The sequence below is a fragment of the Siphonobacter sp. SORGH_AS_0500 genome, from assembly GCF_002838835.1.
In the GTDB taxonomy this organism is placed as follows: Bacteria; Bacteroidota; Bacteroidia; order Cytophagales; family Spirosomataceae; genus Siphonobacter.
Genome location: NZ_NHPP01000017.1, coordinates 90691 through 114365 on the forward strand (window position 1 = coordinate 90691; position 23675 = coordinate 114365).

General features: G+C 44.6%; 23 protein-coding genes. 16 read left to right on the forward strand and 7 right to left on the reverse strand.

Annotation, left to right across the window (positions count from 1 at the left end; genetic code table 11):
• The first annotated feature begins 6 nt into the window (after positions 1-6).
• From BWI96_RS17715 to BWI96_RS17760, 10 genes are all read left to right on the forward strand, one after another.
• A complete protein-coding gene (locus tag BWI96_RS17715; RefSeq protein WP_106637885.1) occupies positions 7-1242 on the forward strand; it encodes a 3-phosphoshikimate 1-carboxyvinyltransferase in 1236 nt (411 codons plus the stop codon).
• Positions 1243-1885: 643 nt separating this feature from the next.
• Entirely contained in the window at positions 1886-2467 is a 582-nt protein-coding gene (locus tag BWI96_RS17720; protein ID WP_106637861.1) for a Crp/Fnr family transcriptional regulator, read from the forward strand.
• A gap of 42 nt (positions 2468-2509) precedes the next feature.
• On the forward strand, positions 2510-3805 hold the full coding sequence (locus BWI96_RS17725) for an NCS2 family permease (protein WP_106637862.1): 1296 nt from the start codon (positions 2510-2512) through the stop codon (positions 3803-3805).
• 9 nt (positions 3806-3814) lie between these two features.
• Positions 3815-4666 (forward strand): 5'-methylthioadenosine/adenosylhomocysteine nucleosidase, encoded by an 852-nt coding sequence (locus BWI96_RS17730; protein WP_106637863.1) that lies wholly within the window; start codon positions 3815-3817, stop codon positions 4664-4666.
• A 132-nt stretch (positions 4667-4798) separates the two neighbouring features.
• Complete coding sequence (locus BWI96_RS17735; protein WP_106637864.1) at positions 4799-5875, forward strand: Ldh family oxidoreductase; 1077 nt, start codon at positions 4799-4801, stop codon at positions 5873-5875.
• Between the two features lie 49 nt (positions 5876-5924).
• On the forward strand, positions 5925-6965 hold the full coding sequence (mltG, locus tag BWI96_RS17740; protein WP_106637865.1) for an endolytic transglycosylase MltG: 1041 nt from the start codon (positions 5925-5927) through the stop codon (positions 6963-6965).
• A gap of 57 nt (positions 6966-7022) precedes the next feature.
• Positions 7023-7439 carry a thioesterase family protein gene (locus BWI96_RS17745; protein ID WP_106637866.1) on the forward strand — a complete coding sequence of 139 codons (417 nt, stop codon included), beginning with the start codon at positions 7023-7025 and terminating at the stop codon, positions 7437-7439.
• A gap of 32 nt (positions 7440-7471) precedes the next feature.
• Positions 7472-8404 (forward strand): YihY/virulence factor BrkB family protein, encoded by a 933-nt coding sequence (locus tag BWI96_RS17750; protein WP_106637867.1) that lies wholly within the window; start codon positions 7472-7474, stop codon positions 8402-8404.
• 6 nt (positions 8405-8410) lie between these two features.
• Entirely contained in the window at positions 8411-9361 is a 951-nt protein-coding gene (locus BWI96_RS17755) for a glycosyltransferase (protein ID WP_106637868.1), read from the forward strand.
• A 15-nt stretch (positions 9362-9376) separates the two neighbouring features.
• The gene (locus BWI96_RS17760; RefSeq protein WP_106637869.1) at positions 9377-9997 is read left to right on the forward strand and encodes an L-threonylcarbamoyladenylate synthase; all 621 of its coding nucleotides are present in this window, start codon (positions 9377-9379) and stop codon (positions 9995-9997) included.
• A 48-nt stretch (positions 9998-10045) separates the two neighbouring features.
• On the opposite strand, the gene BWI96_RS17765 is transcribed toward BWI96_RS17760, so the two are convergent.
• Entirely contained in the window at positions 10046-10930 is an 885-nt protein-coding gene (locus tag BWI96_RS17765) for a lysophospholipid acyltransferase family protein (RefSeq protein ID WP_106637870.1), read from the reverse strand.
• A gap of 119 nt (positions 10931-11049) precedes the next feature.
• Between BWI96_RS17765 and BWI96_RS17770 the strand changes: the two genes are divergently transcribed.
• Both BWI96_RS17770 and BWI96_RS17775 read left to right on the forward strand, forming a co-directional pair.
• A complete protein-coding gene (locus BWI96_RS17770; protein WP_106637871.1) occupies positions 11050-11718 on the forward strand; it encodes a WbqC family protein in 669 nt (222 codons plus the stop codon).
• Between the two features lie 92 nt (positions 11719-11810).
• Positions 11811-14336, forward strand: a complete 2526-nt coding sequence (locus BWI96_RS17775) for an ATP-dependent Clp protease ATP-binding subunit (RefSeq protein ID WP_106637872.1) — start codon at positions 11811-11813, stop codon at positions 14334-14336.
• A 51-nt stretch (positions 14337-14387) separates the two neighbouring features.
• Here the strand turns inward: BWI96_RS17775 and BWI96_RS17780 are convergent, their stop codons facing one another.
• Complete coding sequence (locus BWI96_RS17780; protein WP_232793788.1) at positions 14388-15002, reverse strand: pseudouridine synthase; 615 nt, start codon at positions 15000-15002, stop codon at positions 14388-14390.
• A 145-nt stretch (positions 15003-15147) separates the two neighbouring features.
• Between BWI96_RS17780 and BWI96_RS17785 the strand changes: the two genes are divergently transcribed.
• From BWI96_RS17785 to BWI96_RS21695, 4 genes are all read left to right on the forward strand, one after another.
• Positions 15148-15390, forward strand: a complete 243-nt coding sequence (locus BWI96_RS17785; protein WP_106637874.1) for a DUF3820 family protein — start codon at positions 15148-15150, stop codon at positions 15388-15390.
• Complete coding sequence (locus BWI96_RS17790) at positions 15387-15764, forward strand: DUF2809 domain-containing protein (RefSeq protein ID WP_106637875.1); 378 nt, start codon at positions 15387-15389, stop codon at positions 15762-15764. Before BWI96_RS17785 ends, BWI96_RS17790 begins: the two co-directional genes overlap by 4 nt.
• 203 nt (positions 15765-15967) lie before the next feature.
• Positions 15968-20083: a sialate O-acetylesterase gene (locus BWI96_RS17795; protein ID WP_106637876.1), complete on the forward strand. Its 4116-nt coding sequence runs from the start codon at positions 15968-15970 to the stop codon at positions 20081-20083.
• A gap of 77 nt (positions 20084-20160) precedes the next feature.
• Positions 20161-20364 (forward strand): hypothetical protein, encoded by a 204-nt coding sequence (locus BWI96_RS21695; protein WP_157830422.1) that lies wholly within the window; start codon positions 20161-20163, stop codon positions 20362-20364.
• Positions 20365-20375: 11 nt separating this feature from the next.
• On the opposite strand, the gene BWI96_RS17800 is transcribed toward BWI96_RS21695, so the two are convergent.
• From BWI96_RS17800 to BWI96_RS17815, 5 genes are all read right to left on the reverse strand, one after another.
• Positions 20376-21176 (reverse strand): MBL fold metallo-hydrolase, encoded by an 801-nt coding sequence (locus tag BWI96_RS17800; RefSeq protein ID WP_106637877.1) that lies wholly within the window; start codon positions 21174-21176, stop codon positions 20376-20378.
• Between the two features lie 97 nt (positions 21177-21273).
• Positions 21274-21912 carry an MgtC/SapB family protein gene (locus BWI96_RS17805; protein ID WP_106637878.1) on the reverse strand — a complete coding sequence of 213 codons (639 nt, stop codon included), beginning with the start codon at positions 21910-21912 and terminating at the stop codon, positions 21274-21276.
• Positions 21913-21979: 67 nt separating this feature from the next.
• Positions 21980-22168: a hypothetical protein gene (locus BWI96_RS21985; protein WP_198555293.1), complete on the reverse strand. Its 189-nt coding sequence runs from the start codon at positions 22166-22168 to the stop codon at positions 21980-21982.
• A 20-nt stretch (positions 22169-22188) separates the two neighbouring features.
• Complete coding sequence (locus tag BWI96_RS17810) at positions 22189-22872, reverse strand: hypothetical protein (RefSeq protein ID WP_198555294.1); 684 nt, start codon at positions 22870-22872, stop codon at positions 22189-22191.
• A 110-nt stretch (positions 22873-22982) separates the two neighbouring features.
• Positions 22983-23675: NUDIX domain-containing protein (locus tag BWI96_RS17815; RefSeq protein WP_369804208.1), on the reverse strand; the 693-nt coding region annotated here is incomplete at its 5' end.

The following is a 23675-nucleotide window of genomic DNA, read 5'->3' on the forward strand; positions in this document are numbered from 1 at the left end:
ACTGTCTTGAAAAAGCTCCTCCTCCATAAAGTTACCAAACCTTTTCAGGTTGACATTTTATTACCTGCTTCCAAATCCGAATCGAATCGTGCTCAAATCCTGAACGCGTTAGCGGGTGGTAAGGGCTTGCTCACGAACCTTTCCGAAGCTCGTGATACACAAACCATGCAACGCTTACTGATCCTGGATGGACCAGTAGCCGATGTACTCGATGCGGGAACGACTATGCGTTTCCTAACGGCTTATTACGCCGTGCTAGGCAAGAAAAAGATCATGACGGGGACTGCCAGGATGCAGGAACGCCCGATTGGAATTCTGGTAGATGCCCTGCGGGAATTGGGAGCTGATATTACGTATCAGAGAAATGAAGGCTACCCACCGCTGGAGCTGAACGGATTCAAATTTTCCGGCAAGAAGGATTTAACCATGCGGGGCGACGTGAGCAGCCAGTTTATCTCAGCGATACTGATGATTGCTCCCACCTTACCTGAAGGGTTAACCATTCATTTGACGGGTAACCTGGGTTCGATACCTTACATTGAAATGACCATCCAGCAAATGCGTCAGTTTGGAGCAGAGGTAACGGCAGACTGGGAAAACCGCAGCATTCGTGTAGAAGCAAAACCTTACGCAACCTGCGATTATGCCATTGAATCCGATTGGTCGGGAGCAAGTTACTGGTATAGTCTGGTAGCGTTAGGACCCGAAGGCTCAGAAGTAGAGCTATTGGGCTTAAAAGAAAATTCACTTCAGGGAGACTCGGCCATTGTTGACATTATGCGTCAACTGGGGGTAGAAAGCACCTTCACTGGTCGTGGGTTTAAACTGACACAAATTCCGGCAAGTGATCATCTGGAGTGGGATTTTACGCATTGTCCTGATCTGGCTCAAACGGTTTCGGTGGTAGCGGCCATGAAAGGAGTGCCTGCGATTTTCACCGGCATTGAAAGTCTGAAAGTAAAAGAAACGGATCGGGTGTTAGCAATTCAGCTGGAGCTTCAAAAATTCGGAGCCGATCTGGTGGAAGTAACGCCAAATGAAAAATATCAGATTCAGGTAGGGGAAAGTACCGATTGGAATAAGCCCGAAACGATTATTCATACGTATGAAGACCACCGGATGGCTATGGCTTTTGCTCCCATCGCCATGCGAACAGACCTGATTATAGATGATGCGTCAGTGGTCGCCAAATCTTATCCTCGGTTTTGGGATGACCTCTCCAAAATCATCGAAATTTCCTAATTTGAAGACGAGACCCGATCATTAATATCGGGTCTCGTCTTTTTTAGAGATAAGATGATGGAAGGTCCTAACCGATCAAGAGCAGTGTCGACGTTTATACGCTAGGTTATTTAAGAAAGTAAATTAAAAACGATAGTATAAGACTCATTAGTTAACGTATCCACTAGTAGTAACAAAAGACTTTAATTGTTTCTGAAGGACAATAAGTAGTGTGAAAGTATATAAGAATATGACAATTGAGCGTTTAAAAGGCAAATCGTTTGAAGCACTTTATTTCTATAAAATCATCCAGTAAAATCTATGTTATTGAGTATTTACGTATATAAATTCTTAACCACGTATATAAATGTTAATTCGAAATCTAATGAATAGATTTTTTTATTTGAATAGAATTTATTGGGTAGGATAGTAGTATTTATCTGGTAAATTATGATTTAACGCTCATAGAATGCTATGGATTAGTTAATTGATGGAATTTAAGATACTAATTTTATGTATTTATATTTATGAGTATTTTGACTTAAAAAACGCAGGTAACTTAAAAAAATATCGAATTGTTGGCTTGCGTTATGGTAAGTACCATAAAAATGTGCTATTTTAGCTGACAGTAAAACCGCCATTTCATAATTTCCTTGAAAAACGTATGCTTTCAGAAAACGTTACACAGCCACTCTTGTCCTACATCCGCAGATATGTGGAGCTGTCTCAAGAAGATGTAGATGCCATCAACTCTGCGTACCAAACTCGACCCTTCAAAAAAGGTGATTTTTTCATTCATCAGGGGGACCACATTGATGAGGTTGCCTTTGTGATTGAAGGAGTAATGCGAGTGTACCGCACCGACAAAGGAAAAGAAGTAACTCTATTCCTTCGAGACGAAAATTCTTTTGTGACGAGTGTAACCGGTTATTCTACCCACCGTCTCAGCCCTTATTCGGTTCAGGCTCTGGAAGATTCTACTTTACTGGTGATGACGAGCGAAGATCGGGCAACCCTTTTTGAAGAATCGCAAGCCTATCAGCGTTTTTCAATGATGATGCTGGAACGTACCGTTCAGGACATGGAAGGCCGTATTGATTCTCAAATTGCTGACAATGCTGCTGATCGTTATTTACGTTTATTGCAGGATCACCCCTCGTTAATTCAGCGGGTTCCTCAGTATCATTTGGCTTCTTATTTGGGTGTAACGCCCGAATCATTAAGCCGTTTGCGGAAATATCTTTAGTAGTAGGTTCATAATCGAACTTTTTCTACGCAAATTAGGGACATGAAGCCTATTCAAAAGGGCCATGTCCCTAATTCTTTTTATACCGAAATACTAGCCGGTATCACGAGTTTTCTGGCTACCGCCTATATCATTGTAGTGAATCCTTCGGTATTATCTCTTTCCGGAATGCCCTTTTCCGGCGTGTTAACCGCTACCGTTCTGGTATGTTTTTTCTGTAGTTTGATGATGGGGCTTTATGCCAAAAGTCCTTACGTGGTTGCACCGGGCATGGGGCTTAATGCCTTCTTCACGTATACCGTCGTGCAGGGAATGAATGTACCTTATACAACGGCCCTGGGAGCCGTTTTCTGGGCGGGGATTTTCTTTTTAATCATCTCTATTTTTAACGTTCGGGTGGTGTTAATTAAGGCCATTCCCAAATCTTTGCGTTATGGCATTGCCGCCGGTATCGGGCTCTTCATTACCCTTATTGGGCTAATCAATGCCAAATTTGTCGTAGCAAATCCGGCTACCATTATCAGCATAGGTACGTTAAACCCGGCGGTAATCATTTTCATTATTGGTCTGTTAAGTACCCTGGTCTTCATTCAGAAAAAAGTAAACGGCGGCATTTTATGGGGGATCGTTCTTACGACATTCATTGCATTAATTCCCGGCAGATTATACGAAAGTGAGCGACTGATTAACTGGAAAGGTGTTTTCGCTGCCCCGGATTTTAGTCTGATCTTTCAACTGGATATTTGGGGCTCTTTAACGTGGGCGATGGCTCCGGTCATTTTTGCCTTCGTTTTTACGGATCTTTTTGATAGCCTCAGTACATTCATCGGATTAGCCGAAGCCACGGGCCGACTCGACGAAGAAGGGGAGCCTTTAGCCATCAAAGAATCGCTGTTAACCGATGCTGTGGCGACGACCCTGGCGGGATTAGTTGGGAGTAGTCCGGGAACGGCCTACATTGAATCGGCTGTAGGCATTGAAGCGGGGGGACGAACAGGGCTTACCGCCGTTACGGCTGCCTTTTGCTTTTTACCCTGCCTTTTTCTCTCACCTCTCTTAAGCATGGTACCCTCCTTTGCAACGGCACCAGCTCTGGTCGTGGTAGGCGTATTTATGATGAAAACCGTAATACGCATTCCCTGGGACGAATGGGAAGAAGCCGTCCCTGCTTTTCTGGCTATGGTCTTAATCCCTTTCAGCTATAGCATTACTCAGGGAATCATTTGGGGCTTTCTAAGTTATGGAGCCCTGAAACTAGCTTCTGGTAAGTTTCGGCAGTTACCTTTGGCCTTCTGGCTGATTATTGGCTTGTGTCTGGCCGCTTTACTGAATGAATAAGTAATAAAAATGAAAAAGATTTTTGGAATTCTATGGATTCTTTTAGGCCTGACCTCAGGACTGAGAGCACAATTGACCTATTCCACCACGCCCGATCAAACCAGTGGCTTTCCCAGGAAAACCAGCAATTACACCGCCATTATGGGAGCATTCGCAGATGAGGTGGAGGTTTTGAAAAAAGAGATCAAAGGTCGTAAAGAGAAAAAAATTGAAGGACTAACTTTCTATACAGGACAATTGGAAGGCAAGAAAGTGGTGTTGGTGCAGGGAGGAATTGGTAAGGTTAATGCCGCTCTGACTACTACTTTATTGTTGGAACATTTTAGACCTCAACAGGTATTGTTCACCGGAATTGCGGGAGGGTTGAATCCCGATTATCATCCCGGAGATATTGTCATTGCGACTCAGGTGGCTCACCACGATTATGGACGTTATCTGAATGAAGGAATGCAACAGCGACCAACGCGGAACCCCTATAACTTCAAAGAAAATCCAGTTTATTTTCAGTCAGATTCGGCTTTATTACTCGTGACGGGCCTCGTGGTTCCGAAGGTAAAACTGGAGTCGATTGGCGATTACAAGCCGCTCATCCACACAGGGATTGTCGTAACCGGAGATGTGTTTATGGCTTCTGATTCCGCCAGTCTGAACATTCGTAGAACCATGAAAGCCGATGCCATTGAAATGGAAGGGGCAGCCGTTAGCCAGATTTGTTACCAGCAAAAAGTGCCTTTTTTAATCATTCGAAGTTTGTCAGATAATGCCAATCATTCCGCTTCGGTAGATATGCATAAATTCGGACCAATTGCGGCTCGCAACTCAGCTACGCTGGTAAAAGCCTTGGTACAGCGGCTAAAATAGGGCCGTAAGTACGGATTCTATTCAAAAAAAGTCTACTTCTCCCACCTTCTGTTAGTTTTGCAGTTCGGAAAGAACGTTGAAATAGAAGATTGAGTTTTCGGTGAATCTACTATTCGAAAGAGTTACTTACTAATGATTGTACATCAGGATCTTTATACGTTTGTTCGGGATATCTTCCTTGCCATGGGTTGTCCTGAGAACGACGCTACGCTGGCTGCCGACGTATTGGTATCAGCCGATTTACGCGGAATTGATTCCCATGGCGTTGCCCGTTTGTCCGGTTATGTCCGATTAATGGATCTGGGCCGCCTGAATCCCAAACCTACGATCCGTATGGTCCACGAAACGCCCTCCACGGCGGTAATCGACGGAGATGCCGGGTTAGGATTGGTGGTAGCCCCCAAAGCCATGGAAATAGCGATGGAAAAGGCCGACAAAGTTGGTACGGGCTGGGTAGCGGTTCGAAACTCCAACCACTTTGGAATTGCCGCATATCACGCTTCGCTTGCCCTGAAAAATGACATGATTGGCTGGTCCATGACACACGCGGGGCCTTTGGTTACGCCGACTTTTTCCAAAGAAAGATTATTGGGCACAAACCCGATTTGCGTAGCTATGCCCGCTCAGGAAGAGCCACCCTTTGTACTCGACATGGCTACCACAACGGCAGCTTATGGCAAACTCGAAATTCTGCAACGCAAAAATCTGGAAACACCCACGGGGTGGGTTCAGGATGCGGAGGGTAACCCCACTACCGATGCCAACGCCGTTCGAAAAGGCGGAGCTCTGCTCCCTTTGGGGGGAGATCGCGAGCATGGCAGTCATAAAGGATATGGACTGGGAGCAATGGTCGATTTGTTTTCGGGAGTATTGTCGGGAGCAAATTATGGCCCCTGGGTTCCGCCCTTTGCAACGGCAGGGTTTATGTCTGCCGACGAAGGCGTAGGCATTGGCACCGGGCATTTTCTGGGAGCCATGCGGGTAGATGCTTTTCGGCCCGCCGATGAATTTAAAAAACACATGGATCAATGGATCCGCCGCTTCCGCAGTGCCGAAGGACTCAAGGGAGAGCAGGTATTAATTCCGGGAGATCCAGAACGATGGATGGAAGCTAAGCGGAAAGAAGAAGGAATTCCGGTATTAGCTCCGGTAATTGCTGATTTAAAAACGCTGGGCGAACGTTTTCACGTTAAGTTTCCAAACGAATAAATCTGTTTTTTCGTTATCATCAACCACAACACGTTATTGAACAAACCCCATGATTCAGAATAAATATATAAAATACGCTATTATTCTGGTTTCTATTCTGATTCCTATTGTTACGTTTTATTTCTGGCAGATTTTTTATACGTCTAATTTAAATGTGAAAGGTAAGCGGGACTTTTACCTGTTAATCCCCACCAAATCAGCCAATTTTGAAACCGTTGTAGATTCGCTGGAAGCGAATAAAATGGTGCATGATGTGATGTACTTCAGATTTCTTTCCAAGCTTCTGAAGTATCCTGAGCACGTGAAGCCCGGCCGTTACAAAATCAAACCTAATGCCGGAAACTATGAGGTAATAAAAGCCCTCCGTTCGGGTAATCAGACTGCGGTTAAACTGACTTTCAATAACGTACGGTTGAAGCAGGAGCTGGTAGAAAAAGTAGCCGGAAAGTTTGAATTTGATTCAACTGAGTTTAAACGAATGTTAAACGATCCAGAGGTTGCCAAATTCTACGGCTTTACTCCTGAAACAATCGTAGGGATGTTTTTACCTAATACCTACGAAGTATACTGGAATACCACGCCTCAGAAATTACTGGGACGTATGAAATCAGAATACGATAAATTCTGGACAGCCGAACGGAAGGCAAAAGCAAAGGCTCTAAACCTAACCCAGGATGAAGTCATAACGCTGGCTAGTATTGTAGAGGCTGAAACGAAAAAGAAAGATGAAAAACCACGGGTAGCGGGAGTTTATCTGAATCACCTGGCGGCGAATGAACCCCTTAGAGCTGATCCAACCGTAATTTTTGCGATTGGTGATTTTGGTATTAAACGATTGTTGCACAATCAGTTACTGTACCAGTCGCCCTATAACACATACATTAACAAGGGCCTGCCTCCGGGACCTATTAATATTCCAGAGCCATCGTCCATTGATGCTGTTCTGAACCGCGAAAAGCACGATTACATGTACTTTTGTGCAAGTCCGAAACTGAATGGCTATCACATTTTTGCGGTAACGTATCAGGAGCATTTAAAGAATGCTAAAGATTATCAGAAAGCATTAAATCAGTTAGGAATTAAAAAATAAAAGACGATAGAGCATCAGATCCGGTAAAAGGAATGGTGCTCTTTTTGCTAATGAAGTATGCGTTTTTTTCAACACGAACATACCTACCGGGTTTGTTATGCCGATACCGACCAGATGGGGTACATGTATTATGGTAATTACGCCCGTTTGTACGAAATTGGTAGGGTAGAAGCCCTCAGAAGCCTGGGTTTCCCTTATAAAAAGCTGGAGGAATCAGGGATTATGATGCCGGTTTATGAAATGAAAACCCGTTATCTGAAACCCGCCCGTTACGACGAGGTAATTACCATTCGAACGAGTATCAAGCAGCGTCCAGCCGCTCGTATCGTTTTTTATTTCGAATTAATGAATCAGGAAGGAGTGCTTTTGAATACTGGAGAAGTTACTCTTGTTTTTGTAAACATGCAAACCAATCGTCCCGTACTGGCACCAGCTGAATTATTGGTAAGACTACAGCCTTCTTTATCAGAATGAGGGCTTTAAGTTTTGATGCATAAAGGTAACTGATGGCTAAAACTTACTCAAGATCCCGAACTTTTCAGAGGCGAATAAAAACCTGGCTTCGAGGTGTAAGAGTTCGTAAAAGAAACTTTTCACTGTATCACTTATTACAGGTCTTACTGGCAAACGTCCTGCAATTTGACATTGATCAGCGGGCCACTGCCGTAGCCTATAGCTTTACTCTGGCTATTTTTCCGGCTATCATTTTCCTTTTTACCCTGATTCCCTACATTCCCATTGCTAATCTGGATGACCAGATTATGACTATTCTTTCGGATGCTATGCCTCGGGGAATCTACCGGGAAGTAGAGCCTACCATTCGGGATATCGTAAGCCGGAGAAGAAGTGGGGTATTGTCATTCGGTTTTATTTTCGCCTTATTCTCGGCAACGAATGGAATGATTGCTCTCATGCGTTCATTCAACATCACCCAACGCACGCACGATGAGCGGGGCTTTATCAAAACGCGTCTCGTTTCTATCTTACTCACGTTTCTTTTGGTACTAGTATTACTGGTTGCGATTGGCGTACTGATTATTGGCCGACTGGTGGTAGATGAGCTGGTAGAGAAGCGAATCATCAATGTAGATTCTACCTACATGTATGCCGAAGGGCTGAGTTACTTGACCGTTTTCATTCTACTATTCGTTGCAGTCTCCGTTATTTATTACATTGCTCCAGCTTTGCATCGTCGCTGGCGGTTCTTTAATACGGGTTCTATTATTGCTTCAGTACTGATCATTCTTATTACACAGGGTTTTTCTTATTATATTTCCAACTTTGCCAGCTATAACCGGCTATACGGTGCTGTGGGTACTTTGATAGCCCTGATGATCTGGCTATATCTAGTTGCCTTGGGCCTGATTCTCGGTTTTGAAATTAACCAGAGTCTGGATGATGCAACGCAGAAGAAAGAGGAAGAAATAAAGGATTTATAAGAGACGATGATTCATTACCCTTTAGTATCTATCATTTGCCTTTGTTATAACCACGGACGTTTTGTTGCGGAGTGTTTAACGTCCGTTTTTAATCAGTCTTACCCTGCTATTGAATGTATTATTGTTGATGATTGCAGCACCGATACCAGCGTTCCTATTATTCAGAACCTATTACGAACTCAGGATCAATTAATTACGAACAGGCAAAACCTAGGTATTTGTAAGAGCTTTAATAAAGGGCTACAGCTCGCCAAAGGAAAATATATTGTTGATTTGGCAGCAGATGATTATTTATTACCAGAAACGATTAGACAACAGGTAAGCTATTTTGAAACGCTTCCTGAGGAGTACGGAGCCATTTTTGGCGAGGCCATCCTGGTTAATGAAGCCGGTAATAAAATAGGAACCTGGTATAAAAGAGATGAAGGGGGGCAGTTGATCCAGTCCGTCCCTCAGGGCGACGTTTTTGCTGCCGTTTTAGCTGGCACACCCATTTTAACGGTTACGGCTATGACGAGAAAAGTCGTGTATGATGCTCTAAACGGCTATGACGAATCGCTATTATATGAGGATTTTGATTTTTTGGTTAGGGCATCTCGTCATTGGAAATATGCTTTCAAAGATGAGTATTGGGTGAATTATCGTCAGGTAGCAGGATCGCAATCGCGTAATCAGCAGACCCGAAGGGCCAAGCAGTTAGAGTCTACCTTTATGGTGTGCAAGAAAGCGGCTGCTATGATTAGAACCCCCGAGGAAGAAATTGCATTACTATGGCGATTAAAACAGGGAATAAAGCAATGTTTTTATCTCGAACATTACTCGCTTGTTAGGAAATATGCGACCTTGCACGAATCTCTGAAACCACTTAGTGCGTCTTATCGGGCCATTCTCTGGGCCTGTCAACTAAGAGTTCCTTTTTATCAAATCTATCGCGGATATCAGAAAATCCGGCGATAATAGAATTGTAAAGCCATGCCAGCTGAATTAATAAGTATACATCCCGTAAACCCCGAACCCCGAAAGATTGCTCGGGTGTTAGAGGTATTGAGACAGGGCGGAATTGTAATTTATCCCACCGATACGGTCTATGGAATGGGTGGGGATATCCACAATGCCCGAACCGTTGAGCGGATCGCTCAGGTGAAGGGTATTAAGCCCGAAAAAAGCGATTTTTCGATTATCTGTAATGACCTGAGCCATATTACGGACTATGCCAAAGTATCGGATCTTGCTTTCAAAACAATGAAGAAGATACTTCCAGGGCCTTATACTTTTGTCCTGCCGGCCAGTAACAAACTTCCAAGATCCCTAAATCCCCGCAAGAAAACCATTGGTATTCGGGTACCGGATCATGCCATTACCCGGGAGATTGTTAGTCAGTTGGGTAACCCGATCATTACTACTTCGATTAAACTGGAGGATGATTTCATGGAGTATCCTACTGACCCCGAAGAAATTTTCCACCAGTTTCAGCATAAGGTTGACCTCATTATCGATGGAGGACCGGGAGGACTTATTCCTTCTACCATCCTGGATGCTACTTCTGACGACATTGAAATCATCCGGGAAGGTTTAGGTGAATGGGAGGAGTAATGAATGCCTAAGCATTAAAAAAGCCTGATCTAGCTAGATCGGGCTTTTTTAATGCTTAGGAAGAACCATTTCGTCTTCCGAAGGGTGAGTGGTCCGCTTATGTTTCCATCGTTTATGTGACCAGAGCCAGAGAGCTGGTTGTTCGATCAGGGTGTTTTCCAGCCAGCGAATGTACACTTCGGTTAAGGCACCTGAAGAAATATCTTGATAGGAAGGTTCTGCCACTAATTCCAGATGAAAGGAATAATAACCCCGGCGAATCTTCGTAACTTTTCCAAAGACGATAGGGGTATTAAATTTTCGGGCTAGTTTTTCGGTTCCGTTAAAAAAATCAGTTTCCTGATGGAAGAAAGTGGACCAATAGGCCGAATCCGGATGATGGGGAGCCTGATCAGCCAGTGTTCCAATGACCCTGGGTTCTTTCCTACGACTAACCATATCTCGTAGAATATTATACATAGAAACGGGCTTAATGCCAAAACGCGATCGGATGGCGAGCATAAACTTTTCGAAGAAATCATTCGACAGAGGCTTATAAATGACATCCGCTGGTATACCATCACTGGCGATGCTCAAGGATACCCATTCCCAATTCATCTGGTGGCCCAGCATGGTGAACACCGTCTTTTTTTCTTCATTCACTAACCGATGGAGAATCTCGGAATTTTCTAATTTCATTCGACGCTGGATTTCCTCCTGGGTAATCGTCAGCGTTTTAACAGTTTCTACTATGAAGTCGCAGAAATTCTGAAAAAACTCCCTGGCGATTTTTTCACGCTCCTGTTCTGATTTGTTGGGAAATGCAGCCGCAAGATTGGATAAAACTACCTGTTTCCGATAGCCGAAGATGTAATAGATAAAGAAGAAAAGGACATCCGAAAAAAGATAGAGTATCTTAAAGGGTATGCGGGATATAACTCGGAATAATACCATTTATGTAATCATAATAAATTCAAAAACTCATTAGGCTTGTCTATATAACTACAAAAGTTAAAAAATAATTTGACACATGAGTTTTTTTGACTTCCTTTAAAAAAGTGATTTAGTTGCAAATGTCGGAAAATAATACCATAGTTGTAGAAATTCAGTATCTCCCGGGTTTGGAATTCTGGACGTGCTACGAAAATTTTGAGACCATTCTCCTTGAAAAACACGAGCATTTTCAAAAGCAGACCTTCAGAAATCGGTGTCAGATATTAACGGCTCAAGGGGTTGATACGCTGGTAGTGCCAGTACTGGATGGACGCAGTAAGCATAAAACGCTGATTCAGGATGTAAAGATTGATTACCATCAACCCTGGATTAAGCGACATTGGGGGGCAATTGAAGCAGCTTATCGAAAAACTCCCTTTTTTGAGTACTTTGAAGAGAAATTTAGGAAGGTTTACGAACAAAAGCCTGACTTTTTGTACGACCTGAATAGGCAGATGCTGACAGTTTGTCAAGAGTTTTTGCGAGTGCCGGATAAATGTAAGGACACCGAAACCTATAATCTGGACTATGAATGGCCAATTATGGACGCCAGGGGCCTGATTTCACCCAAGAAGGGGCCGGAGGAACGGGGTTTTTATCAGCCCATACCTTATCGGCAAAATTTCGGGGAACAATTTTTTCCTAATCTAAGTATTCTCGATTTATTATTCTGTCAGGGAAATAAGGCTCGATCAATTTTGAAGGCTTCTATTAAAAATACATCAACAGAAAATACGTTGACAGTATAAAACCAGCAGATTTTATAGATTCTGGATTATAAATGAACAATAGCTGTTCGTCCGGCGTTAGCCGGTTAAATAAAGCACGCTAAACCTTAAGTATGGAAGCGAAATTTTCAAACCGCGTGAAAGAAGTCATCTCTTTGAGCCGAGAAGAAGCTCTGCGATTAGGGCATGACTACATCGGGACAGAGCATTTGCTTTTGGGTATGATCCGTGAAGGCGAAGGCGTGGCTGTTGCCCTGTTAAAGAAATTAAGTATCAACCTCGATGAGTTGCGAATGACGATCGAGCAAGCTACGAAGGGAACAGCAACGCACAGCGTTCGGAACATGGCCAATATTCCTTTGACTCGTCAATCGGAGAAGGTACTTAAAATGACTCATTTGGAGGCGAAGGTCTTCAAAACCCAGTTGATTGGCACTGAACACGTATTGTTAGCCATCCTTCGGGACGAGGATAACATTGCGACTCAGATTCTTCATAAGTTCAATGTGAACTACGAAATCGTTAAGGAAATGCTGGAATATCAATCAAACCCTAACATCAATGCCGGCCCGGATACGGACGACAACGATGAAGACAGCCGCATGTTTGGTTCCAGCCCTCGTAGTGAATCTGGTAAGCCAGGAGCAGAGAAATCCCGCACGCCGGTGTTGGATAACTTTGGCCGTGACCTCACCAAGTTAGCTGAACTGAGCAAGTTGGACCCTATTGTGGGCCGTGAGAAAGAAATTGAGCGGGTAGCTCAGATTTTGTCTCGCCGTAAGAAAAACAACCCTATTCTGATCGGGGAACCTGGCGTTGGTAAAACAGCCATCGCTGAAGGCCTTGCTCTCCGCATTGTTCAGAAGAAAGTAAGCCGCGTGCTCTTTGGCAAACGCGTCGTTACGCTCGATCTGGCATCGCTGGTAGCCGGTACTAAATACCGGGGTCAGTTTGAAGAGCGGATGAAGGCGGTAATGAATGAGTTGGAAAAATCACCCGAAGTGATTCTTTTCATCGACGAAATTCATACCATCGTTGGAGCTGGTGGAGCTTCTGGCTCACTGGATGCCTCTAACATGTTCAAGCCTGCTTTAGCTCGTGGAGACATCCAATGCATTGGTGCTACCACACTGGATGAATACCGGCAGTATATTGAGAAAGATGGTGCCTTAGCCCGTCGTTTCCAAATGGTTATGGTAGATGCTACTAGCATTGAAGAAACCATTGAGATTCTCAATAACATCAAGGATAAATACGAAGAACACCACCACGTTAATTATACACCCGAAGCTCTGGAAGCAGCGGTGAAATTGTCAGAACGTTACATTTCTGATCGCTTCCTGCCCGACAAAGCTATCGATGTGCTGGATGAAGTAGGTGCTCGTGTACACATCAATAATATTTCAGTTCCCGAAGACATTATTCAACTGGAAGAAGCAGTTGAAGAAGTGAAAAAGCAGAAAAATCAGGTCGTTAAATCGCAGAAATACGAAGAAGCGGCACAACTGCGGGATCGGGAAAAGAAATTACTTGAACAGCTTGACAAAGCGAAACAACGCTGGGAAGAGGATACGAAAACTCGTCGTTATACCGTAACGGAAGATAACGTTGCAGAGGTTGTAGCGATGATGACGGGTATTCCCGTACGTAGCGTGTCCAGCGATGAAGGCAAGAAGTTACTTACGCTTTCAGAAGATCTGAAAGGCAAAGTAATTGGTCAGGAATCTGCCATCGAGAAACTGGCTAAAGCAATCCAGCGGACGCGTGTAGGTCTGAAAGATCCGAAAAAACCGATTGGTTCTTTCATCTTCCTGGGCCCTACGGGAGTTGGTAAAACGGAATTAGCCAAAGTGCTGGCCTCTCACTTGTTCGACAAAGAAGATTCGTTGGTTCGGATCGATATGTCTGAATATATGGAGAAATTCAGCGTAAGCCGTCTCGTGGGGGCTCCTCCAGGATACGTCGGTTACGAAGAAGGCGGTCAGTTAACGGAAAAAATCCGTCGTAAGCCTTACTCAGTTGTCTTGCTTGACGAGATTGAAAAAGCTCACCCGGATGTATTCAACATTCTGTTACAGGTGCTGGATGACGGTATCTTGACGGACGGTTTAGGTCGTCGGGTTGATTTCCGAAACACGATCATTATCATGACTTCGAACATCGGAGCTCGTGACCTGAAAGATTTCGGAACGGGTATTGGTTTCGCTACGAAAACTCGGGTGGATGGTCAGGACGAAGCGGTGAAAAGCACTATTCAGAATGCTTTGCGTAAGGCGTTCTCACCTGAATTCCTGAACCGTCTGGATGATGTAATCATCTTCAACTCACTCGAACGCGAACACCTGCATCGGATCATTGAGCTGATGCTTGGAAAACTTTTCGCTCGGATCACTACGCTGGGTTACCGCGTTGAGTTAACCGAAGCCGCAAAAGACTTCCTGGCGAAGAAAGGATACGATCCTCAGTACGGAGCTCGTCCGCTGAACCGGGCCATCCAGCGTTACCTGGAAGATCCCGTAGCGGAAGAAATCCTTAAAGGAGATCTGGCCGAAGGCGATATTCTGCTAGCCGATCATGATGGAACCAGCGAAACGCTGACGATCACGGCTAAAAAACCAGAAACGATTACGGAAGAATAGATTTTCCTGAATAGATAGATAGAAAGAGAGTGGTGAAAGCCACTCTCTTTTTTATTGCCAGTTGGTAATGCGAAGCTTCCTGAAAAACTCATTCTCCTCCATTTCACGAACTTCGCCAGGTTGTAAATCTCCCAAAGTAATCTCTTCAATGGATACCCGAATGAGCCGTTGGCAATGGTGATGGATTGCTTTCATCATCTTCCGAATTTGCCGAAATTTTCCTTCCGTTAATGAAATAAGTAACCAGGTATGGGGACGGTCATCAGGATATTCCCAGCCACTTTGAAAGAGGTTCGCGGGTTTTTCTACGATATCGACCTGGCAGGGGGTGGTTTTGTAGTATAAATCTCCGGTGAGTGGAATAAGGACGCCCGTTCGTAAAGCTTCTAATGATTCGGGGCTTACTTGTTTATAAACCTGAACCAGATACTTGCGTTCGTGCGGAATATCGCCCTGAAAAAGAAGTTTAGTAACTTTTTTATTGGTAGTAAGTAATAGCAAACCTTCCGATTTATTATCTAATCGGCCAATGCAGTGCGTTCCTTCAGGAAAGTTGAAATTCAAGTTTCCTAACATATGCATAGCCTCGGCCCCAGTGAACTGCGATAGCATGTTAAAGGGTTTATTAACCAGAAAATACCGATGTGGCAAGGCTTCACTCATCATAAATAAGTACGGTAAAAAGAGAATAAGGACTTAAAAGTAATAGCTATGACGAGTTAATAGCTCAATATTCTGGCGAATCAAATCTAAAAAATGATAACCTACTCCTAGTGAATGCTATACATTATTGATTCGTTATCTTTGCCAAATGAATTCAGAAGAATCCAGCGGAAATACTGCTCTATTACTTGAGTTAACCACTTACAAAATGCCATTTGGGAAGCATAAAGATTCCCTGATTTCAGACTTACCCGTTTCTTACTTAGAATGGTTTGCCCGGGAAGGTTTTCCGCAGGGCAAGCTGGGTGTGCTGCTCCAAACCATGTACGAGATCAAACTCAACGGATTGGAATACTTACTGGACGGAATTAAGAAACAGCAGTTTAGATGATTTCCAAAGCCAGACTTCGCTACGGCTTCCTTATTCTTGTTACCATTGTTATAGGCCTCATTTCCAGAAAACTATCTTTTATACCTTTGGGGGTAGGTGATGCTTTATGGGCATTAATGATTTTCTGGATGATGATCTTCTGTTTCCCTACTGCAAAACTTGTTCGACTCATGTTAGTTAGTCTACTGATTTGTTTCGCCGTCGAAGCGAGTCAACTGTATCAGGCCGAGTGGATAAATGCTATCAGAAGAACGTTACCGGGCCGACTAATTCTGGGTCAGGGTTTCTTATGGTCAGACTTGTGGGCCTATGCAATAGGAGTATCGGCGGGAGGATTTGTTCAGGGAAAAGTAATAAACAAAACAGCGGAATAAAGGGCTGTTTTATTGTGGTGCAAGAATGTAGTAACGAAAATGGGTGAGGTTCATCATCCGGTTTCAGGGCACTAAATGAAAACGTAAGTCAAACGTAAAAAATGTTAATATTCTATTTGACAATACGTTATCAGAATTTTTGCCTTTAGTTTTGTAGGGTTTTTCTTCCAATTCACCATCAGAATTTATTAAAAATTGAGTATATGAAATTAAACTATACCTTCTTCATTGGTTGTCTGTACTTATTATTTTCTTCTTCTGCATTTGCTCAGGTAAACATTACCTTTCCAGTAAAACGGATCGTTTTTCAGCGAAATGCGAGCAACAATGCCAGCGTAACCGTCTCGGGTAACTATGCGAATAATGCAGATAAAATTGAAGCTCGCTTCGTAGCTCGCAATGGTCAGGGAACCAGTACTAATTGGACTCCCATAGCAGCGGGCAGTGGGGTTTTTCAGGGAACCGTCCAGGTTTCCGGGGGCTGGTATGACGTGGAAGTTCGCTCTTCGGCGGGGGGAAATGTATTATCCAGCGGTAAAGTGGAGCGAGTAGGAGTAGGGGAGGTTTTTGTTATCGCCGGGCAGTCTAACGCTCAGGGCCGCAAAGACCAAACGGACATTCCTGAACCTCAGGACGACCGGATTAACGTCATTACCAATTTTACAGAAAATGAGAATAGCAGTCAGGAACCCGGAAATTCTTTTCCGGAATTCAATAAAATGACGGCTAGTATCAAATACGCTCCTTATGGCTATACAGCCTGGCATTGGGGACATTTAGGCGACCTACTGGCTCAACAATATAACGTGCCCATTTTGTTTATTAACTCGGCTTTCTCTGCAACGGGAGCTTATAACTGGGAAGAAAGCTCGAAGGGATTGGCTACCAAGAATCCCTTTGCTGATTTTAACCTCCCCATGGGAATGCCTTATGCCAATCTAAGGATTTCTTTGCAATATTATGGAAACCTTACCGGGGTTCGGGGGGTATTGTGGCATCAGGGCGAATGGGACGGATTAAATAACACCAATCCTGAAACGTATTATAATCAGTTAAAGACGGTCATTGAAAAATCAAGGGCTGATTTTGGTGGGAAAAACCTGTCCTGGATGATTGCGAGAGTGTCCTTATATGTAGGAGCAAACAATGCAACATTTACCAGTAGTAATGTGATTCAGGGGCAGAATTTGGTCGCTGAGCGTGTCTCTAACTGTTTCAAAGGTCCTGAAACGGATAATATTCAAAATCCCAGGAATCCAGCCGATCCCGCTCACTTTTATGGTTCGGAGTATCATAAAAAGCACGGTCAGGCCTGGTTTGATGCCATCAACAGTACTAACTTTTTAGGAGCGTCCCAGCCACAAACGGCAGCCAGCATGTTACAAACGGCTTTTGCCTGTGCGGGTTCCAGTCAGTTTAGCTTAACGCTGCAAAGTGCGACGGGTCAGGGACTTTGGGTAAATGCCAATAACGGTTCTACTCAATCGGGACAAAGTATTACCGGACAAGCAGGCGTAACCTATTATGCTCGTAGCAAAGATGGAGTAGGTAATTCGTCCTTTGCTCCTCCCTTTACGGTTCCCAGTGGAATCGGTACGCCCAGCATTTCAGCCACTAGTCTTGCGTTCTGTCCCGGCGGTAGCACCACCCTGACGGCTAACGGAGCTGGTACTAATTTCGTTTGGAGTAATGGACAAACGGGAAAGAGTATTACGGTGAAAGAAGCCGGAAGTTACACGGTGAAAATTAAGGATGCGGGTGAATGCGAATCGGGTAACTCTGCTCCGGTAGAAGTGAAATTATCGTCGGCTCTTGCGGCCCCTGAAATTACGGCTTCTACTAGCGTAGTTTGTGAAGGAAGCTCGGTAGTTTTAAGCGTTCCAGCGAATAGTAGTTATCAATGGAGCACGGGAGCTACCACCCAAAGCATTACGGTAAGTGCGGCAGGAAGTTATACCGTCAAGGTAAAAGATGCCTTCGGTTGTGAGTCGTCGGTTTCCAAAGAGTACAAGTTAACCACTTCGCCCTTACCGGCGGCACCAACGCTAACGGCCTCTGGTTCTGTAACCAACCTTTGTCCCGGAACACAGGTAACTCTTAGTTCGTCTGCCGGGAGTTCTTACAAATGGAGTAATAACTCAACAGCACAAACTCTGGTGGTAACTCAGCCCGGTCGTTATACGGCTCAGGTAACTAATGCGAACGGATGTGTATCGCCCGTTTCGGCGGCCATTGAGGTTACGTACACCAGTAAGCCAAACACACCCGTTATCACCGCTTCTGGTAAACTGGACATTTGCGAAGGAGAGACAATCAAGCTTTCTTCCAGCAAGGCAGATAATTATTTTTGGTCGGATAATAGCAATACGCAGGAACTGACCGTTAGCAAATCCGGCGAGTTCAACGTGTATTCGACGAATGCCAACGGATGTAAGTCAGATCTTTCCAACACCATTCGGGTTACGATTCATGCCCTTCCTGCGAAGCCTTCGGTAGTGGCTCAGGGGCCTTCAACCGTATGTGATGGGGTGGCTGTGAACTTAAATTCTACGGTTCAGGCTGCCACGTATAGCTGGAATACGGGTGAAACTAGTCCCAGCATCAGTACTACCAAAGCTGGAGATTATACAGTACTTGTGAAAGACCAGTATGGCTGTACTTCGCCCGTCTCAGATGCGTTGAAAGTTATTGTACGGTCGTTGCCCGCTACGCCCACCATTGCGGCAAGTGGCCCGGTAACTAACTTCTGTCCTGAAAATCCAGTAACGCTCACTTCTACTTCTTCTCAAAAATACACCTGGAATAATGGCTCTGCTGATCAGTCCATTAAGGTTAGTCAGGAAGGATCATTTACGGTGAAAGTGACGGATGAGTTCGGGTGTACCTCTCTGCCTTCGGCAGTGGTTCAGGTAAAACCCTTCCCGAAACCTGCGACTCCAGTAGTAACGGCTTCAAGAAATCCTTCGTTTTGTGAAGGGGAAAGTGTAACGCTTTCGTCCACGCAGGCGGATACTTATAATTGGTCAGGAAATCAAACTACGAAGGATATCGTTGTGAATCAATCTGGCGTGTTTTCGTTGTTTGCCGTGAGTACTAATGGCTGTCGTTCCGACCAGTCAAATACAGTAACCGTAACTGTTCACCCATTACCGGCCAAACCTCAGGTAGTGGCCAGTGGTTCTACGTCCTTATGTACGGGTGGATCGGTTAACCTGACGAGCTCTTCTGGATCGGGTTATTCGTATGTGTGGAGTAATGGAGCCAACCAGCAAACCATTAATGTTTCAACGGCTGGGAATTACAAAGTGAAAGTAATGGATGCGTTCGGTTGCGGTTCGGCTGAATCGGACGCGATAGCGGTAGTGGTGAATCCTCGTCCAGATAAGCCTGTGATTCAGGTGCAGGGTTCCCCGGTATTCTGTGCGGACAAAAACGTAACGCTTCAGGCGAATTCTGCGGAGACTTCTTTTGTGTGGAGTTCAGGTGAGAAAACCTCTTCCATCGTAGTCACCAAAGCAGGTACCTACAGTGTGCAGGCGATGAACATCTATAACTGTCTGTCAGTAGCTTCTGATGCAGTTAACACTACCGTTCGAGCCTTACCTCAGGCTCCGGTGATTCGGGCGTTAGGTAACCTGGAATTCTGTGAAGGCGGAACGGTTACACTAGCCTCCGACAACTCAGCTCTGAAACATAGCTGGACTAGCAATACTGCTACTCAAAATAGTATTGTGGTTTCACAATCGGGTACTTATACGGCTCGGGTAATGGATGAGCTGGGTTGTACTTCAGCCGCGTCTAATGCCATTACTGTAAAAGCGGATCCCCTTCCCACGACGCCAACGATTACGCAGGTGGGTACGTATAAATTACAGGCTGGAGGCACAGGAACGGTCTTCAACTGGAAACGCGATAATCAGGCTTTGGCTACAGAAGAATCAGTAATTAAAGCCTCCGCTTCGGGTACATATACGGTTCAGGCCGCTCTGGTCTACCGATTGGCATCAGGTAATAATTTAACCTGTTTCGCCAAAGAAACGGCAAGTTTCCGCTTCGTATTGGACCCCAACAGTCAGGAACTTAGCGTTTACCCCATTCCTGCGGTCAATGGTCGGGTAACCGTTGAGACGTTAAAAGGCTTGAAAAATGTGACGATCCGCCTTTTCACTATGGCTGGAAAGCAGGTGTATGAACACAAGATGGCTTCACTGGAGGATACTCAAACGATTCTCGTCAATGAAAATTCAGGTCTATTAATCATGGTAGTAGACGCCGACGGATTCCACGCCAGCAAGCGGATTGTGGTTCATTCGTATTAATAGATAAGATGAATGAGTAATAGAAAATCCCTGGTCAATTCAATGACCAGGGATTTTTGCTTTTATAGGCATCGGACGTGACTTTATCGCGTTTGGTTGCCTACTCGCAGTCGCTCGGCTCTTACGCCGTGGTTGGTGTCTCACCAGCCATTTGTATGCAAACTGTAGTTGGTGAGACACCAGCCATGGCGGGAGATCTGATCCAAATGTATTTTAATACCAATCGGCCAGAGGCCTATCAATATTTCGTCACTCGGCAGAGCCGAGCGACTGCGGGGTGACTGCCTAGCATTTATTCAACAGGTAATACCTCCATCTGAACCCTGCTTGCCTTGATTTGATACAAAGGCGTTTCTTCGTGTCGGGGAGCTACCACCAGTTGCGTGTCGTTCATGTGCGGGTAGAACAAATCCCAGGCCACTTGCGGATGGTTATTCTCTTTCGATAAGTGAGATAGAATCAAATGGCTCATGAAAGCTGGTCGATAATTTTGAAAGAGAGACAACGCCTGCTGATTCGATAAGTGCCCTTTACCTCCCCGAATTCGCTCTTTCAGAAAATACGGATAACGGCTTTGCGTCAGCATTACTTCGTCGTAATTAGCTTCCAGAAAAGCCGCATGACATTGCTGAAAATGAAGAATCAGTTGGTCACAAGGAACGCCGATGTCCGTAAATACACCCACATTAATCCCCTGATACGAAACCAGAAAACTATGCGGGTCGGCAGCATCGTGGGTTTTGACGAACGACTTCACGCATAACTCACCAATCCAGACGCAGTCATTACTAGGTAGAATATAAATGGGAAAACCCGTTTGTGGGTACTTACAGTTTAACAGCGTTTTTGCCGTAATGTATACGGGAATCTGGTATTTTGCCGCCAGCATGGGCACCCCGGTGATGTGATCGGTGTGCTCGTGTGAAATAAAAATGGCCTTTACTTTGGTAATAGACAAGCCCAAACGCCGCATCCGCGATTCGATTTGACGACAGGAAATTCCGACATCCACCAGAATTGCCTCTTCTTCATTGCCTACGTAATAGCAATTGCCGTTACTGCCTGAATTGAGTGAAGTAATAAAAAGTGACATCCTACAAAGTAACGAATTTCGAAGTATCTCATCACGATTATTAGTTCTCTTTCAATCTTTCAGACCGTCATCTTTGCTCTGGTACCCGTTTTAGGATTTAATAAGCCCATTTTTGAATGGATTTATTCTCCATCAGCTGAGCTATAAATACATCATGTTTTTCTTTGGAACCCTGTATAATCCACGTGACCGTCAGATGTTCATGCTCTTTGATCTCGCGAGTAATCTGCCCTTTTAAGCCCGTTTGCTTGAGCAGTTCCTTTATCTCTTCACGAAAATGGCCGGAATAAGTGGTGGTAAGAATGTAGGTTCTGGACTGATTTCTTTCATCAATGTAATTTTCCAGAGAAGGCAGAGCGGCCAATACCAAAAAAATCACAATGCTTGCCCAGGCGGAAGCAAAGTAATAGCCAGCTCCAATGCCCATGCCCACGGCAGCTACGGTCCAAATGGTAGCCGCTGTCGTAATGCCTATGACTTTACTATCTCCACGAAAAATCACTCCTGCTCCTAAGAAACCAATTCCGGTAACAATACCAGCAGCCAGTCGATCTGGGTTACTCGGAGCACCTAATCGATTGGATATCATCGTAAAGAAACAGGCTCCCATCGAAATCATGATCATGGTTCTGAATCCAGCCGACTTGCTACGATACTCCCGTTCTGCTCCTACAATCCCACCCCATAACACAGCCAGAGCAAACCTTAATAAAATTTCTACGTCAAAAGAATCCATTCCTGTACATGAAACGATTGAATCACAATGATTCAAGAATACATTGTTTTTTTCAGGTTTAAAACCCTTAGCCGCCAAAATAACTGCCGGCAATGCCGCAACAGGCTTTCACCAGTAATAACCCATCAATGACGACGAGGTAATACAAAATCTTACGTCGATGATGGAGGCCATAGGCGACGGCCAGTAAAGCGAAGTAAGGCAAGGCATTAAAAGCAATTCGAAGGGTAGAAAAATGCTGCACACTGGCAAACACAAAAAAAGAAGAAACGCCGATTAATAAGAGCGGAATGAGAATAAAGTAAATCGTTTTCGAAGCCCAAACTGAACGACAAAGGTTTTCAGTTGCCGATTGGCATCATCGGCGTAATCTTTGAGATCAAACATGATGGCATTTACCGTGCAGAACATCCAGTTTTTAATGAACAACCAGATTTCCAGTTTGGCGTTGGGAAACACACTGCCGTGTTCAAGCTGGACTTCAAAAACGGGCATCAAGCTTACGCAACCCGCCCAGACGAAGCCAATGACGAAAGCCTTCAGCCAGCCCGTATCCCGCAGATTGAGCGTTAGGCCCATGCCGTAATAAAGTAAACCCGCTAGGGGTACCAGGGCAATGAATACGTAATCGATGAAGGGTAATGAGGTAAGATTTTTACCGTATTGAACGAGTAATAGAAGGGCTGAGCCAAGGCCAATCATGGATAGAACCAGCTGACTGATCCGAACAAAGAAAGCATGCTGACGATACCATTCGGTTCGGGGATTTCGGGAAACGGGAGCGGTGGCCGGAATGGTGTAAGCCACGGTGTAATAGACAATAACCGCCGAAACCACCAATACATAATAAGCCGGAGAAGCGAAAGGTAAATCCAGTTGAAAAGCCGTTTCCAGCGAAAGCATAAGAGCCAAGAGGCCCAGAAAGTAATTGGAAAAAAATAGAAACTGAATCGCCCGCATATTCTCTTTTGATGCTTTTTCAAAGCCTAAAGGAAGGCAGGAATTTTCATAAAGCGGTAGCCGCAATACTCAATTTTTTGAATCGATAAAGATACGGGGCTTTATGAGCCTTACCCGTGTAACTTTTCTCCAGCCGTTCGAGTAAATCCAACTGAAGCATTCGCCTTTGAAAACTGGAAGCGATTTAGTTTTTCACCTAAAATGGTTTCGTATAAGTTTTGTAAAGTCTGCATAGTGAAGGCTTCGCCGAGCAGGGAAAACCCTACCAGTTCCTGGTCCAGATTGGCTCGTAAATGTTGCATGGCAAATTGCACGATTTCGGTGTGATCCTGCATGAGTTGCGGTAAACGGCCATACTCGTGCCAATCGCACCGATCGGCCATGGAATCAGGTTGGGGACTTACTTTCGTGAAATCCACCAGAGCATAATACCCCACTGTTACAAATCGCCGCAGTAGCCAATGATGATCTTCGGCAACAAGCCCTTTTCCCTGCATGATGGCTCGCATGGAATCGGGGTCCGATCGCTCCACGCTACCAAAGGTGTGAAATTGTTGCAGATAAAGATTCGTCAAGCCCGTTCGCTCGCTTAAGACCCGCCGGGCGGCGTCTTCCAGATTCTCATTCATGCGAACAAAACCTCCCGGCAGAGCAAACAAACCAGTGTTTTCGTATTCAAGAATCAGAATTTTTAATTCCTGTTCGTGAAAACCAATGATAACAAAATCCAGAGCTAAATGCGGAATATAGCCCGCCCCGGAGGCATCATTAACGGAAGGATCATGCGAATCTGTCATTTCAGG